At 65.4% G+C, this 13,929-nt stretch carries 17 protein-coding genes and 1 riboswitch; of the genes, 1 reads left to right on the forward strand and 16 read right to left on the reverse strand.

Annotated features, from left to right (window positions below):
- Positions 1-204 precede the first annotated feature (204 nt).
- The 14 genes from CAF70_RS25770 to cobO form a co-directional block, all read right to left on the reverse strand.
- Positions 205-756: a glutathione peroxidase gene (locus CAF70_RS25770; protein ID WP_085627395.1), complete on the reverse strand. Its 552-nt coding sequence runs from the start codon at positions 754-756 to the stop codon at positions 205-207.
- A gap of 46 nt (positions 757-802) precedes the next feature.
- Positions 803-925, reverse strand: coding sequence for a hypothetical protein (locus CAF70_RS28020; protein WP_256573317.1), 123 nt, complete (start codon positions 923-925; stop codon positions 803-805).
- Entirely contained in the window at positions 922-2,124 is a 1,203-nt protein-coding gene (locus CAF70_RS25775) for an MFS transporter (protein WP_085627394.1), read from the reverse strand. The genes CAF70_RS28020 and CAF70_RS25775 overlap by 4 nt, the downstream gene beginning before the upstream one ends.
- A 62-nt stretch (positions 2,125-2,186) precedes the next feature.
- Entirely contained in the window at positions 2,187-2,591 is a 405-nt protein-coding gene (locus CAF70_RS25780) for a MarR family winged helix-turn-helix transcriptional regulator (RefSeq protein ID WP_085627393.1), read from the reverse strand.
- 347 nt (positions 2,592-2,938) lie between these two features.
- A complete protein-coding gene (locus tag CAF70_RS25785; RefSeq protein WP_085627392.1) occupies positions 2,939-3,661 on the reverse strand; it encodes an adenosylcobinamide-GDP ribazoletransferase in 723 nt (240 codons plus the stop codon).
- Position 3,662: 1 nt separating this feature from the next.
- Entirely contained in the window at positions 3,663-4,229 is a 567-nt protein-coding gene (locus CAF70_RS25790; RefSeq protein ID WP_085627391.1) for a histidine phosphatase family protein, read from the reverse strand.
- Positions 4,226-5,281 (reverse strand): nicotinate-nucleotide--dimethylbenzimidazole phosphoribosyltransferase, encoded by a 1,056-nt coding sequence (gene cobT, locus CAF70_RS25795; RefSeq protein ID WP_085627390.1) that lies wholly within the window; start codon positions 5,279-5,281, stop codon positions 4,226-4,228. The genes CAF70_RS25790 and cobT overlap by 4 nt, the downstream gene beginning before the upstream one ends.
- Positions 5,278-5,799, reverse strand: a complete 522-nt coding sequence (gene cobU / locus CAF70_RS25800; protein WP_085627389.1) for a bifunctional adenosylcobinamide kinase/adenosylcobinamide-phosphate guanylyltransferase — start codon at positions 5,797-5,799, stop codon at positions 5,278-5,280. The genes cobT and cobU overlap by 4 nt, the downstream gene beginning before the upstream one ends.
- 1 nt (position 5,800) lies before the next feature.
- On the reverse strand, positions 5,801-7,255 hold the full coding sequence (locus tag CAF70_RS25805) for a cobyric acid synthase (protein ID WP_085627388.1): 1,455 nt from the start codon (positions 7,253-7,255) through the stop codon (positions 5,801-5,803).
- Positions 7,252-8,244 carry a threonine-phosphate decarboxylase CobD gene (gene cobD / locus CAF70_RS25810; protein WP_085627387.1) on the reverse strand — a complete coding sequence of 331 codons (993 nt, stop codon included), beginning with the start codon at positions 8,242-8,244 and terminating at the stop codon, positions 7,252-7,254. Before cobD ends, CAF70_RS25805 begins: the two co-directional genes overlap by 4 nt.
- A complete protein-coding gene (gene cbiB, locus CAF70_RS25815; RefSeq protein WP_085627386.1) occupies positions 8,237-9,145 on the reverse strand; it encodes an adenosylcobinamide-phosphate synthase CbiB in 909 nt (302 codons plus the stop codon). Before cbiB ends, cobD begins: the two co-directional genes overlap by 8 nt.
- Positions 9,142-9,792, reverse strand: a complete 651-nt coding sequence (gene bluB / locus CAF70_RS25820; RefSeq protein ID WP_085627385.1) for a 5,6-dimethylbenzimidazole synthase — start codon at positions 9,790-9,792, stop codon at positions 9,142-9,144. Before bluB ends, cbiB begins: the two co-directional genes overlap by 4 nt.
- Positions 9,789-11,084 (reverse strand): cobyrinate a,c-diamide synthase, encoded by a 1,296-nt coding sequence (locus CAF70_RS25825; RefSeq protein ID WP_085627384.1) that lies wholly within the window; start codon positions 11,082-11,084, stop codon positions 9,789-9,791. Before CAF70_RS25825 ends, bluB begins: the two co-directional genes overlap by 4 nt.
- The gene (cobO, locus tag CAF70_RS25830) at positions 11,081-11,692 is read right to left on the reverse strand and encodes a cob(I)yrinic acid a,c-diamide adenosyltransferase (RefSeq protein WP_085627383.1); all 612 of its coding nucleotides are present in this window, start codon (positions 11,690-11,692) and stop codon (positions 11,081-11,083) included. The genes CAF70_RS25825 and cobO overlap by 4 nt, the downstream gene beginning before the upstream one ends.
- Before the next feature lie 119 nt (positions 11,693-11,811).
- Positions 11,812-12,030, reverse strand: a riboswitch (cobalamin riboswitch).
- A gap of 167 nt (positions 12,031-12,197) precedes the next feature.
- Here cobO and CAF70_RS25835 point away from each other — a divergent pair.
- Positions 12,198-12,776: a hypothetical protein gene (locus CAF70_RS25835; RefSeq protein ID WP_085627382.1), complete on the forward strand. Its 579-nt coding sequence runs from the start codon at positions 12,198-12,200 to the stop codon at positions 12,774-12,776.
- 224 nt (positions 12,777-13,000) lie between these two features.
- Here CAF70_RS25835 and CAF70_RS25845 read toward each other — a convergent pair whose 3' ends face one another.
- Complete coding sequence (locus tag CAF70_RS25845) at positions 13,001-13,264, reverse strand: DUF3077 domain-containing protein (RefSeq protein ID WP_085627380.1); 264 nt, start codon at positions 13,262-13,264, stop codon at positions 13,001-13,003.
- A gap of 376 nt (positions 13,265-13,640) precedes the next feature.
- The gene (locus tag CAF70_RS25850) at positions 13,641-13,841 is read right to left on the reverse strand and encodes a hypothetical protein (protein ID WP_178076432.1); all 201 of its coding nucleotides are present in this window, start codon (positions 13,839-13,841) and stop codon (positions 13,641-13,643) included.
- Positions 13,842-13,929: the final 88 nt, after the last annotated feature.

The following is a 13,929-nucleotide window of genomic DNA, read 5'->3' on the forward strand; positions in this document are numbered from 1 at the left end:
CGCTGCAAGCCCCATCCATGGGGCCTCAGCGCTTGACGGGCATCCATGCCCGTCACCTCCCTCCGCAGTCCCTTCGCTCGGCCTCCTGAAGTCGCAATCGGCGGCGCCTGAACTATCGCGCGCTTAGAAGCAAAAGCCGAAGCAAGAGCAAGAGCAAGAGCAAGAGCAAGAGCAAGAGCAAGAGCAAGAGCAAGAGCAGCCAGGTTATGGCTGGGAGGCAATGGCCTTTTCGATGGCTGCCCGGAACGCTGGATCAGCCGGCTTGGTCAGGCTGGAGAAGTTGCCAATCACCTTGCCCTTGCGGTCTACCACGTACTTGTAGAAATTCCACTTCGGCGCACTGCTCTGGCTGGCCAGTTCCGCGAATAGCGGAATCGCATCCGCGCCCCGAACCGCCTGTGTCTTGGTCATGGTGAAAGTGACACCATAGTTGGCATAACAGACCTTGGCCGTCTTCTCGCTGTCGGCATCCTCCTGTTTGAAATCATTGGACGGCACACCAAGCATTTCCAGGCCTTGCTCGTGATATTCCTTGTATGTCGCCTCAAGCCCCTCGAACTGGGGCGCGAAACCGCAGTAACTGGCCGTGTTGACCACCACCAGCGGCTTGCCGGCAAAGCGCTCGCACAGGTCAACCTGCCCCTTGCCACGCAGCTCCGGCAGGCTACCCTGCAACAACGCCGGGCAATCGGCAGCCCAGCTCGAGGCGCTGGCAAGCAGGGCCAGCACCGGCATCGTCAACCAATGTGCACGCATGACTCGTTTCTCCCGCAAGACAATCCTTGAACTTGCAGGTTAGCGCCTAACAAACACTCATGCCCAGTTGCATCAACGCCATCCCGCCCTTGTGCCAGCCCCACCACGCCAGCGCCAGCAGCAACAGGGCAACGACGACCAGTAGCCCCCGAGCCAGGTTGCGGTTCATGCCGCCTGGGCCTGCAGGCGGGCAACCGGGCGTTCGCGCACGGGCCAGTTGAGGGCGGCGGCCAGCAGACTCAGCAGGATGGAAACCTGCCAGATCAGGTCGTAGCTGCCGGTGCGGTCATACACTACCCCGCCCAACCAGCCGCCCAGGAAAGCGCCCAGCTGGTGGAACAGGAAGACGATACCGCCAAGCATGGACAAGTTGCGCACACCGAACACCGTAGCCACGGTGCCATTGGTCAGTGGCACCGTGGACAGCCAGAGCAGGCCCATGGCGATACCGAACAGATAAGCACTGAATTCGGTCACCGGCGCCCAGAGGAACAGCACGATCACTACCGCACGCAACAGGTACAACCCAGTCAGCAGTCGCGGCTTGGACATGCGTCCGCCCAGCCAGCCGGCGGTGAAGGTACCGACGATATTGAACAGGCCTACCAGCGCCAGCACCGTGGTGCCGGTGGTCGCGGCCAGGTGCTGGTCGACCAGGTAGGCCGGCAGGTGCACGCCAATGAACACCACCTGGAAACCACAAACGAAGAAGCCCAGCGCCAACAACCAGAAACCGGAGTGCGAGCACGCCTCGCGCAGGGCCTGGCCCAAGGTCTGTTCAGCACCATGTGTGGGCAGCGGGCGGTCGCGCAGCAGGCCGACGAAGGGCACGATCAGCGCCACCATCAGACCCAGCACCAGCAATGCCGCGGACCAGCCTAGCCACTGGATCAGGCCGAGGGTGCCCGGCAACATGGCGAACTGGCCGAAAGAACCGGCAGCGCTGGCAATGCCCATGGCCATGCTGCGTTTCTCCGCCGGCACCGCACGCCCGACCACGCCGAGGATGACCGAGAACGAGGTGCCGGACAGACCGATGCCAATCAGCAAGCCGGCGCTCAGCGACAATGACCAGGCCGAGTCGGCCATGCCCATCAGCACCAACCCGGCAGCGTAGAGAATGCCGCCAATGATCACAACCCGTGCCGCGCCCAGGCGGTCGGCCAGGGCGCCGGCGAACGGTTGCGCCAGCCCCCAGATCAGGTTCTGCAAGGCAATGGCGAAAGCGAATACCTCACGCCCCCAGCCGAAGTCGGCGCTCATCGGAGCCAGGAACAGGCCGAAGCCATGCCGCACACCCAAGGATAGCGCCAGGATCAACGCTGCCCCCATCAATACCCACCCGCTGGTTCGCCACACCGAAGTCATTGTCGTTATCTCCAGCACATCGCAAGGTTTACGGGTATATACCCGCTTATAGTCGTATCAATTCAAGCCAGTTGGTTCAGCAAACGCACCAGTTCATCCCGCTGCCCTGCCCCCAGCCGCTCCACCAGCTCGGCCTGTGCCTGTTCCCAGGCCGGGTGGGCCGCACGCAACAGCTGGGTACCGGCCTCGGTCAGCAGCACCACGCGGTTGCGCTGGTCATCGCCATCGACCAAGGCCACCAGCCCTTCAGACTCCAGCACCCGCAGGTTGCGGCCCAGGGTACTGCGTTCCAGGCCCATGGCCTCTGCCAGGGTAGTGATACTGGGACGGTCGAGCCGTTGCAGATGACGCAACAGGGAAAACTGGGCGACATTGATCCCAAAGCGGGCAAGGGCCTCGTCGTAATGCCGGCTCACCCCGCGGGCGGCACGACGCAAGTGGGTGCAGATACATTCACTGGTCAGCATGGATACGTGTATATACCCGCGTCATGTGTGTTGCAAGAGTTTTCTAGATTACCCTGATGCCTGTGAGTCAGCGTTAATGGGGCTGCTACGCAGCCCATCGCCGGCAAGCCAGCTTCCACTAGTACTGCGCAGAACTCAGGGATTGCGCGATCCCTGTGGGAGCGGCTTCAGCCGCGAAGCATCCAACGCGGTGCATGGCACCGGCTGCGCCGGTGTTCGCGGCTAAAGCCGCTCCCACAGTGTCCCTGCTAATTCAATGAGTTATGTGCAGTTCCATGAGAGCTGGCTTGCCAGCGATCAGGCCGCAAAGCGGCCCAATTACAGGGCCCTACGTCCTTGTCAAAGGCTCAGAGGCCCAATGCCAACCCCAGCACCACGGTCAGTTCGAGCAACTCCAGCATTGCACCAGCAGTATCGCCGGTAGTCCCGCCCAGGCGTCGGCACGTCAATTGCCGCAACCAGGCAAACACCGCCAATGCCGCCACCACGGTCCATCCACCCAGGACCAGGCAGAAGAGCGCACAGCCCAACAGCACCCACCCGGCCGCACGCCGGGGCAGGTGCTCGGCCAGCGCCTGCCCCAAACCGCCCTGTCGCACATAAGGCGTACTCAGGAACAGCCCGAGCATCGCCGCCCGCCCGATCAGCGGTGCCAACAGCAACTGCACGCCAATGCCCTGCTCGACCAGCACCCACAAGGCGCAAAACTTCAGCAACAGCACCAGCACCAGGGTGACCACGGCAATCGGCCCGCTACGCGGGTCTTTCATGATCAGCAGGGTGCGTTCGCGGTCACCGAAACCGCCCAGCCAAGCGTCGGCGCTATCCGCCAGGCCATCCAGATGCAAGGCGCCACTGAGCAACACCCACAACGTCAGCAGCAGGGCCGCGTGCAGCGGCGCCGGCGTGCCCTGCAGGAAATGGCTGGCCAGCCACAGCAGCAGGCCGAACAACAACCCGACCAGCGGGTACCACAGCAGCGAACGCCCCGCCTCGCGCGGCGCCGGCATGCCCGGCAAACTCACCGGCAGGCTGCTGAGAAACTGCAAGGCGATCCACAACGGCAACATCTCAGCGCCCCTCCACCCACTGGCCGTCGTCACCCGGCAGCAGTCGCATCAACGCGGCGTGGCCGACTTCGACCTGCAGCAACTGCGCCCTCGGCAAGCCACGGGCACGCGCCAGCAACAGACGCATCACGCCACCATGGGTGATCAGCAGCACCCGCTTGCCAGAATGCTGACGGCTCAGGCGCTCGACAGCGGCCAGCACACGCCCGGCGAACGCCTCGACCGGCTCGCCATTGGGCGGTGTAAACGCGTATGGGTCCGCCCAGAAACGCCCCAGCGCGTCCGCCTGGTCCTCCATGATCTGCGCCGCAGTACGGCCCTCCCAGTCGCCAAAATGCAGCTCCTGCAATGCCGCTTCACGCTGTACGGGCAGCCTTAGCTGCTTACCCAGTTCCTCGGCAAAAAGCGCACAGCGCTGCAACGGCGAACTGACCAGCACCTCCCACGGGCCGGCCACGGCCACGGCGTCACGCATCTGCGCCCAGCCTTTGTCGGTCAGGGCATCATCAAGGCTGCCACGCAGGCCGCCCTGCTCCGTTTCACCATGGCGCAGCAGGTCGAGGATCATGCCGGGCGGTCCGCTACTGCTGCCTCGGCGAAGGTCGCCATCTGCCCGTGCAGCGCACAGGCCAGGCGCAACAGCGGCACGGCCAGGGCAGCCCCACTGCCCTCGCCCAGGCGCAGCCCCAGTGCCAGCAATGGCTCGGCCTGCAACGCGTCGAGCAGGGCTTTGTGCCCAGGCTCTGCGCCTTGATGGGCGAACAGCAGCCAGGCCCGGCACTGTGGGTTGAGGCGCACCGCCAGCAGCGCGGCGACGCTGCAGATGAAGCCGTCCACCAGCACCGCGATACCTGCTTGCGCGCAGCCAATGTAGGCACCGGCCAGGGCCGCGATTTCGAAACCACCGACACAGCCCAGCGCCTGCAAGGGTTCCTTGTCGCCGAGGCCATGCAGGCTCAGCGCCCGCTCGATGACCTCGGCCTTGTGCCGCACCCCTGCATGGTCCAGACCGGTACCCGGGCCACTCAACTCAGCCGGCGGGCAGCCCAGCAAGACGCTGGCCAGGGCGGCGGCGGCCGTGGTGTTACCAATCCCCATCTCGCCACCGATGAACAGCTGCGCGCCCTGTTCGGCGGCGCGCAGGGCACTCTCGCGACCGGCCTGCAGGGCGGCCTGCAGCTGGCCTTCAGTCATCGCCGGCTGGCGGGCGAAGTTGGCGGTACCGGCGCCAAGGCGCAGATGGCGAACGCCAGGCAATTCCAGGTGCGGGTCGACGGTACCCAGGTCGACCACTTCCAGGCTCGCCCCCAGCTGGCGCGCCAGCACGCTGATCGCCGCGCCACCGCCGACGAAGTTGCGCAGCATCTGCCCGGTCACCGCTTGCGGGTAGGCCGAGATGCCTTCCTCGACCACACCGTGGTCACCGGCAAAAATGCTGATTGCGGCGTGATCCAGCATTGGCCGCTCACGCCCCTGCAGGCCAGCCAGCTGAATGGCCAGGCCTTCCAGCTGGCCGAGCGAACCGGCAGGTTTGGTCAGCTGCTGCTGACGGGCGCGGGCCTGATCCATGGCGGCGTTGTCGAGGGGTTGGCAGGCGTCACGCCACCAGGCTTGGTTCATATTGCAGGTCCTTTGAGCATTAGGGGCAGGCCGGCCACGGTCAGCACCACGCGCTGACAGCGTTCGGCCACGGCCTGGTGCAGCCAGCCAGCCAGGTCGACATAGCGCCGGGTCAGTTCGCCCATGGGCACCACGCCCAGGCCGGTTTCGTTACTGACCAGGATGACCGTGCCCGGCAGCTGTTCCAGGCAGGCCAGCAGCGCATCACGCTCCTCGGCCAGGCGCTGGTCGTCTTCGAGCATCAGCAGGTTGGTAAGCCACAGGGTCAGGCAATCCACCAGCAGGCAGCGCCCTCCGGCCGCTTCGGCGCGCAATACCGCGGCCAGGGCCAGGGGCTCTTCGATCAATCCCCAGTCATCAGGGCGCCGCTGGCGGTGCAGCAGCACGCGTTCGTTCATTTCACCGTCCAGCGGCTGGCTGGTGGCGATATAGGTCACCGGCAGGCCGCTGTCGCTGGCCAGCTGTTCGGCCAGGCGGCTCTTGCCGGAGCGGGCGCCGCCGAGGATCAGGTTGCGCATGTCAGGCCACCCCACAGAGCTGGCGCAGGCGCGCGGTGTCCAGGTGCTTTTCCACCAGGTCGGCCAGGCGCTCTATGTCGCGCTCACGCAGGGCCTCGTAATCAATCACCTGCACATCCTCCAGGCCAGCCCAGCGCAGCAGTGCCGCGCACGACTGGCTGCCTTCGAACAGGCCGTGCAGGTAGGTGGCAAGTATCTGGCCATCGGCACTGACAGCACCATCGCAACGGCCATCGGCAAGTTGCACGGCAGGCTGTTCCAGGGCAGGCCCCGTGGTGACGCCGGCATGAATTTCGTAACCGGCAACCGGCACTGCTTCAAGGTTCAGGGTGCCGGCAACGTTGCGCAGTTGCTTCTCGGCTTCGAGTACCGTGGCGTAATCGAACAGGCCAAGCCCCGGGCTGGCGCCTGCCGCCCCTTCGAGACCAAGCGGGTCACGCACTTCGCGGCCCAGCATCTGCAGCCCACCGCAGATACCGATCAGCTTGCCGCCATAACGCAGGTGCCGGTCAATGGCCTTGTCCCAACCGCGCTCTCGCAGTTGTGCCAGATCGCCGCGCACACTCTTGGAGCCCGGCAGGATGATCAGGTCGGCAGCCGGGATCGGCTGGCCCGGGCCGATGAACTGCAGGTCCACCTGCGGGTGCAGGCGCAGTGGGTCGAAGTCGGTGTGGTTGCTGATGCGCGGCAGCACCGGGACGATCACCTTGAGCACGCGTTCGGTCTTCGCCCCCTGGCGCATATCGATGCCGTCTTCGGCTTCCAGATGCAGGTCGGTGACATACGGCAGCACACCCAGCACTGGCTTGCCGGTGCGCTGCTCCAGCCAGTCCAGCCCCGGCTGGAGCAAGGCGATATCGCCGCGGAAGCGGTTGATGACAAAGCCCTTCACCCGCGCCTGTTCACTGGGCGACAGCAGCTCCAGGGTGCCTACCAAGTGGGCGAACACGCCACCTCGATTGATGTCGGCAACCAGGATCACCGGGCAGTCCACCGCTTCGGCAAAACCCATGTTGGCGATATCACCGGCACGCAGGTTGATCTCCGCCGGCGAGCCCGCGCCTTCGACCATGACCACCGGCCACCCGGCGCTCAGGCGTTGGTGCGAGGCCATCACGGCCTGCATGGCGATGGCCTTGTAGTCGTGGTAGGCCACCGCGTTCATGCTGGTGACCGCACGGCCATGGATGATTACCTGGGCGCCGGTGTCGCTGTTGGGCTTGAGCAGCACAGGGTTCATGTCGGTGTGCGGTTGCAGCCGGCAGGCCTGGGCCTGCACCGCCTGGGCACGGCCGATTTCACCGCCGTCAGCGGTCACCGCGCTGTTCAGCGCCATGTTCTGCGGCTTGAACGGCACCACGCCGACGCCCTGGCGCAACAGCCAGCGGCACAGTGCGGTCACCAGCGTGCTCTTGCCGGCGTCGGAGGTGGTGCCTTGCACCATGAGGGTGGTCATGCCGTTTCCTTCTGATAGGCCACCAGAGCCTGGGCCAGGCGCTGTTCGTCCGCCGCACAGGTTGGCAACCCCAGGCGTACCGCCGATGGCTGCTCGAACAGCCGCACCAGGATGCCTCGGCGGGCGAGAAAGTCATGTAATAGCGCAGCGTGCTCGCTGCGCACGTACTGGAACAGATCACAACCGCCGCTGGGCGCCAGGCCGACGCTACGCAACAGCAACTCCAACCGCTGGCTGGCAGCGGCGCAGCGTTCTGCCTGCACACGCTGGGCAGCGTGGTCGGCCAGGCTGGCCTGGGCCAGCACCCGGGTCGGGCCGTTGACGGTCCAGGGGCCAAGCAACTCGGCCAGGCGCAGCAACAGGCTGCGTTCGGCGGCGACGAACCCCAGGCGCACGCCGGCCAGGCCGAAGAACTTGCCGAACGAGCGCAGCACGATCAGCCCCGGGCGCTCGGCACAATCGACCACGCCATCCGCCGGGGTGTTGTCCATGAACGCTTCGTCGACCACCAGCCAGCCACCACGGGCGGCCAGGCGGTCGTGCCAATCCAGCAGGCGTTCACGCGGCACCCGGCGGCCGGTGGGGTTGTTGGGGTTGACCAGCACCAGCACGTCGAGGCTGTCCAGCGTCGCCTCGACCTGCGTTTCGTCCAGCTCCAGCAACTGGTGCCCCGCCCGTTGCCAGGCGTATGGGTGCTCGGCATAGCACGGCGTCAGCACCCCTACCCGGCCGGCTGCGCGCAACAGCGGCAACGCCTGGATCGCAGCCTGGGAACCGGCCACCGGCAGCAGTTGGCGAGCGCCGTAATACGCGCGTGCGGCGTCCTCCAGGCCATCCTCCGTCTCCGGCAGGCGCGCCCAAGCCTCCATGGGAATCGGTGGAATCGGGAAAGGCCATGGCGCAATGCCGCTGGACAGATCGAGCCATTGCTCGCGGGCGATGCCGTATTGCCGTACCGCCCGCAGCAGGCGGCCTCCGTGTTCAAGCATTGATGTAGGTTCCCAGGCAGATCACCAGCAGCCACAGCCATACGCCGCGCTGCACCAGGCCCCAGCCGCGCTCGATGGCATCGGCGTCGGCCATTGGCCCGTCACCCAGGCGCGGCCGCTCATGCAACTCGCCGTGGTATACCGCCGGTCCCCCGAGCACCACCCCTAACGCACCAGCACCGGCGGCCATCACCGGCCCGGCATTGGGGCTGTCCCACAGCGGGCCCTGCTTGCGCCAGCAGGCCAGGGCCAGGCGGGTCTTGCCCAGTAACGCGTAGGTCAATGCCACCAGCCTGGCGGGAATATAGTTGAGCACATCGTCGACGCGCGCCGCGCACCAGCCAAAGCGTTCGAAACGTTCGTTGCGGTAGCCCCACATGGCGTCCAGGGTGTTGCTCAGGCGGTACAGCACCACGCCTGGCGCGCCGGCCACCACGAACCAGAACAGCGCGGCGAATACCGCATCGCTGCCATTCTCCAGCACCGATTCGGTGGCCGCCCGGGCCACGGCCGGTTCGTCCAGCTCGCGGGTTTCGCGGCTGACCAGGTAGCCCACACGGCGCCGAGCTTCCTGCAGGTCACCCTGGCGCAAGGCACTGGCCACCGGCAACACGTGTTCGCCCAGGCTGCGCAGCCCGACGGCACAATACAGTGCCAGCACGTCGACCAGCCAGCCGATGTACGGCAGCCAGGACAGGATCAGCGCCACCAGGGTAAGCGGCACCACGGCCAGGAACCACGCGCTCACCCCGTGGCTGCGCCAGCCGCGCCCGCCGGCATTCAGGCGGCGCTCGAGGTTACTGGCCATGTTGCCGAAGGCCACCAGCGGGTGGCGCCGCTGCGGTTCACCCAGCAAGGCATCCAGGGCCACGCCGGCCACTGTCAGCAAAGCCACGCTCATTGGCGCTCTCCCCATTGGTTCTCAAAGAGCATTTCGCTCAAGGGCCGTTCCTCGGCCCAGTTTTCCAGCACCAGCATCGGGGCCGGGTAGAACTCCGTCACCGGCCCCAGGCACAACACCGCGACCGGCTTGGCCCCGGTCGGCATGCCCAGCAGGGCCGCCAGCGCCTGCGGGTCGAACAGCGACACCCAGCCCATGCCCAGGCCTTCGCCACGGGCCGCCAGCCACAGGTTCTGGATGGCGCAGGCCAGCGAGGCCAGGTCCATTTCCGGCAGTGTGCGGCGGCCGAAGATATGCGGCTCGCGGTTGTCCATCAGCGCGGCCACCAGCAGTTCGGCGCAGTCGTTGATGCCTTCCACCTTCAGTTTCATGAAGGCGTCGGAGCGTTCGCCCAAGGCTTCGGCGGTGCGCACCCGCTCTGCTTCCACCAAGGCCTGGATGCGCGTGCGCAGGTCGCGTTGGGTGATACGGATAAAACGCCAGGGCTGCATCAGCCCGACGCTCGGTGCCTGGTGTGCGGCGGCCAGCAGGCGGCCCAGCACTTCCGGGGCCACTTCGCCACCGGCGAAATGGCGCATGTCACGGCGCTCGCCGATGGCCCGGTAGATCGCGGCGCGCTCGGCGTCGCTGTAGGCGTGTTCACTCATGGTCGCAACAGCGCCGCCGCCGCATCCGGGTTGGAGGGGAAGTAGAAGTGCACATAGGAAGCCGTCAGCCGCCCCAGGCGGTACACCGCTTCGTTGCCACGCCCGCCGTTGGGGCTCAGGCCTCGGGCGATCGGCTCCAGTGCAGTACTGGTCAGCGAATGGTGATAGGTGTGCCCGCGCAGGGTGCCTTCCGGCAGTTCCACCGCCTGCAGCGCCAGGGCTGCCAGACGCTTCTGCATGGTTGCTTCGCCGGGCAGCAGGCCGAGCAGTTCGGCACGCTCGCCGGCCACATCGGTCAGGGCATCGAGCAGGTACAGCATACCTCCGCACTCTGCCAGCAACGGTTTGCCCTGGGCGTGATGGGCACGTATCGCCTCGGTCATGGGCGCGTTGGCGGCCAGGGCGTGGTGGTGCAGCTCGGGATAACCGCCCGGCAGGTACAGGCTGTCCACGGCAGGCAATTCGTGGTCATGCAGCGGCGAGAAAAACTCAAGCTGCGCGCCCAGGTTGCGCAGCAGGTCGAGGTTGGCGCCATAGGTGAAGGCAAAGGCCTCGTCCCGCGCCACGCCGATGCGCACACCGGTCAACGAGGCAGCACTGGCTTGCGGTTCGGGTTCGGCAAAGTTCACTGGCGGCGGCAAAGCAGCATCGCAACTGGCGCCAAGCGCCTCGGCAGCGGCATCCAGGCGCGCGTCCAGGTCGTTCAGTTCGCTGGCCTGGACCAGCCCCAGGTGGCGGCTAGGCAGCTCGATACCACGCTCGCGGGACAAACCGCCATACCAGCGCAGACCTTCGGTCAGGCTGCCTTCCAGCAATTGCGCGTGGCGCAGGCTGCCTACCCGATTGGCCAGCACACCGGCAAACGGCAGGTCCGCCTGGTAGCGTGCCAAGCCCAAGGCCAGCGCGCCGAAGGTCTGGGCCATGGCCGTGCCGTCGATCACCGCCAGTACCGGCACGCCGAAGTGGCGCGCCAGATCGGCGCTGGACGGCGTGCCATCGAACAGCCCCATCACCCCTTCGATCAGTATCAGGTCGGCCTCGCCGGCTGCTTCCCACAGCAGGCGGCGGCTTTCCCCGGCGCCGATCATCCACAGGTCGAGCTGGTACACCGGCGCGCCGCTGGCCCGCTCGAGGATCATCGGGTCGAGAAAGTCGGGCCCGCACTTGAACACCCGTACCTTGCGTCCGAGGTTGCGGTGCAGCCGGGCCAGGGCGGCGGTTACGGTGGTCTTGCCCTGGCCAGAGGCGGGTGCCGCGATCAGTACGGCAGGGCAATGACGGGGCTGGCTCACAGTTCCACGCCCTTCTGTGCACGGATGCCGGCCTGGAAGGCGTGCTTGAGCATGCCCATCTCGGTCACGGTGTCGGCCAGCTCGATCATCTCGGGTTTCGCGGCACGTCCAGTGACGATCACATGCTGCATCGGCGGCCGGGCCTGGATATCGGACAGCACCTGATCAAGGTCAAGGTAGCCGTGCTTGAGGGCGATGTTCAGTTCATCGAGCACCACGAAATGCACGCTCGGGTCTTGCAGCAACTGGCGCGACACGACCCAGGCCGCTTCGGCGGCGGCGATATCGCGCTGGCGGTCCTGGGTTTCCCAGGTAAAGCCCTCGCCCATCACGTGGTAGCGCACCTGCTCGGGGAAGCGGCGGAAGAACAGCTCTTCGCCGGTGCTGTTGCGGCCCTTGATGAACTGCACCACACCGCACTGCATGCCATGGCCCAGTGCGCGCGCGAGCATGCCGAAGGCCGAACTGCTCTTGCCCTTGCCATTGCCTGTCAGCACCAGCAGCAGGCCGCACTCGTTGGGGGAATTGGCGATGCGTTCGTCGATGATCGCCTTTTTGCGCTGCATGCGCGCCAGGTGGCGTTCGTCGCGTTCGGTGGGTTCGCTCATCAGGGTTCTCCGCTGGCTGGCGCCACGGCAAGGCGCGGCGACAGGTAATAGGCGGGCAAACGGAGAACGCGCAGGGGCCGTGGCCGGACGCCACAGTGCACCGCGCATCACCCTCCGTGATGCCGTTGGCAGTATCAGGCCGGTCTCCGGGCTTGTGAGCGGGCCTTGGCCCAGGCCTGCGCGCCTTCCCGGGCATACACCCAGTGGCTCTGCGCGGCCGCGACTCACCTACCGTTGCGGGGGCAGCGCCGGAATCGCGCCATGCTGGCGCCCACCGGCTTCCCAGTTTCACCCTGCCCAGACGGGGCTGGCAGGGCACCTGAAACACGCGCGAAGGTTAGAGGGTTGCACCGGGAGCGTCAATCAAAGCGGGGCGCTTTGCAGTCGAACAGGCATTGCCCGGGTAATGGCCAATTCACCGGGTTGTGCCACACTGGATCCAGTGATATCACATAGCCATCACTTTCGGCTGAACGCGATCACAACGACAACAGGAGAGCGCAGCATGCGAGGCCAGATCATCAACAACCCGCGCCTTGAGTTTCTCGCCCCGGTGCTGGAGCGCTGGGGTGACTGCATCGACCGGTTCAACCAGTTTGCCGGCGATGCCGAAGCACCGTACTGGCATGGGGCAGCCGCCAATACCGGGTTGCTTGCCGCGGCGGCCTGGCAGGCGGAGCTGGCGGCACTGCAGCAGTTTGCCGGCAAGAAGCAGCGCGATGAAGGTGAATACGAAGCGCGCTGCGACCTGTCGATCAATAGTGCCGATGAAGCGCTGTACCTCAGTGTCAGTCAGCGCTGGCCGAAAATCGCCCGACTGGACCTGGCCGACGCCCTGCAGCAGACCGCTGCCCTCGCCCGCCAGGTAGCCTACCCCAGCCAGTTGAAGGCCGGAGCGCTGTTCATCAGCCCGTGGAAGGCCGGCCAGCACGCCAGCCCCGAGGAACTGCAGGACCTGGTAGAAGATTTGCAGAAACATACCGCCTGCGCCATCGCCTGGTACTTCCCCTATGCCTATCGCAAGTTGCACAACGAGCTGGGGCAATATTTCCCGGGGGTGGCGTTGCTGCTCAAGCAGGCTTGAATCAACTCCGGCGCAGGCCGGAACTGGAACCCGTTTCGCAAGCGCGACGTGGCCTATGTGGGAGCGGGCGTGCCCGCGAAGAATTCAACGCGGTGGCTGGCACCGGCTGCGCCGGTGTTCGCGGGCACGCCCGCTCCCACAGAGCCCCTGCTAAACCTTTCAGTTATATGCGGCTCCATGGGAGCGCGGCCGATGCCGCGATTGGTCTGCGCGCCTTTCAGGCCTTAACGCATCATGCCGAGTTCGGCATCATCCAGCAGCGCTTTGCCCAAGGCGCAAAGGTAGTGCGCGGCCCAGATCAGCTTTGGCTTGTCTTCCATCAGGCCGTCGATGGTCAGGTCCCGTGCATAGCCAATCAATTCCGAGGCTTGTTCGCGGGCGTTCTGGCATGAGATGCCGGGTTCGATGCGGAACAGGGGGTGGGTCTGGTTTTCACCTTGAAAGAATATGGTTTTGCCGACTGTGCATTTCGTTTCTTCGGTGGTCATTTAAGGCTCCTGTCGTAGTGAAGCGACCACCAACAGCGGCTAAACAGTATGGTGGCAGCTGTACGTGGGTTAGCCGACCGGGACGTCAGGCACCCGGCGCACCCGCAGGTGCCCCACGCACAGCCGCCATAAGGCGCCAATGCCGATTACTCGGTATTGCACGGCTGCGGTGTCTGACGATTTCGGGCGGCTAACCCGGTCATTGAAGGTCAACGACATGCCGAGACTAGAGACCGCATTTGGCGCGCGCAACAGAGAATAGGCGTTGGGAGTATCTTTGGGAAACGGCCTACAAGAAAGGTATTAAATCTGATTCTTGGGCTCGCCTCCACGCCGCCTTTGCAAGAGCAGCGGCGCATCTCACTGGCACATTGAGTCACCACCAGACCTGCTTGCTCTTGCTCTTGATCTTGATCTTGATCTTGATCTTGATCTTGATCTTGATCTTGATCTTGATCTTGATCTTGATCTTGATCTTGATCTTGATCTTGATCTTGATCTTGATCTTGATCTTGATCTTGATCTTCGCGACTTCAGGAGGCCGAGCAGAGGTCTTGCGGAGGGAGGTGACGGGCATGGATGCCCGTCAAGCGCTGAGGCCCCATGGATGGGGCCTGCAGCGCGTACTCCCGGGAGCAAGACCGGCGCGAGGGAACCCCGGAGCG

Source organism: Pseudomonas sp. B19(2017) (genome assembly GCF_002113165.1).
Taxonomy (GTDB): Bacteria; Pseudomonadota; Gammaproteobacteria; order Pseudomonadales; family Pseudomonadaceae; genus Aquipseudomonas.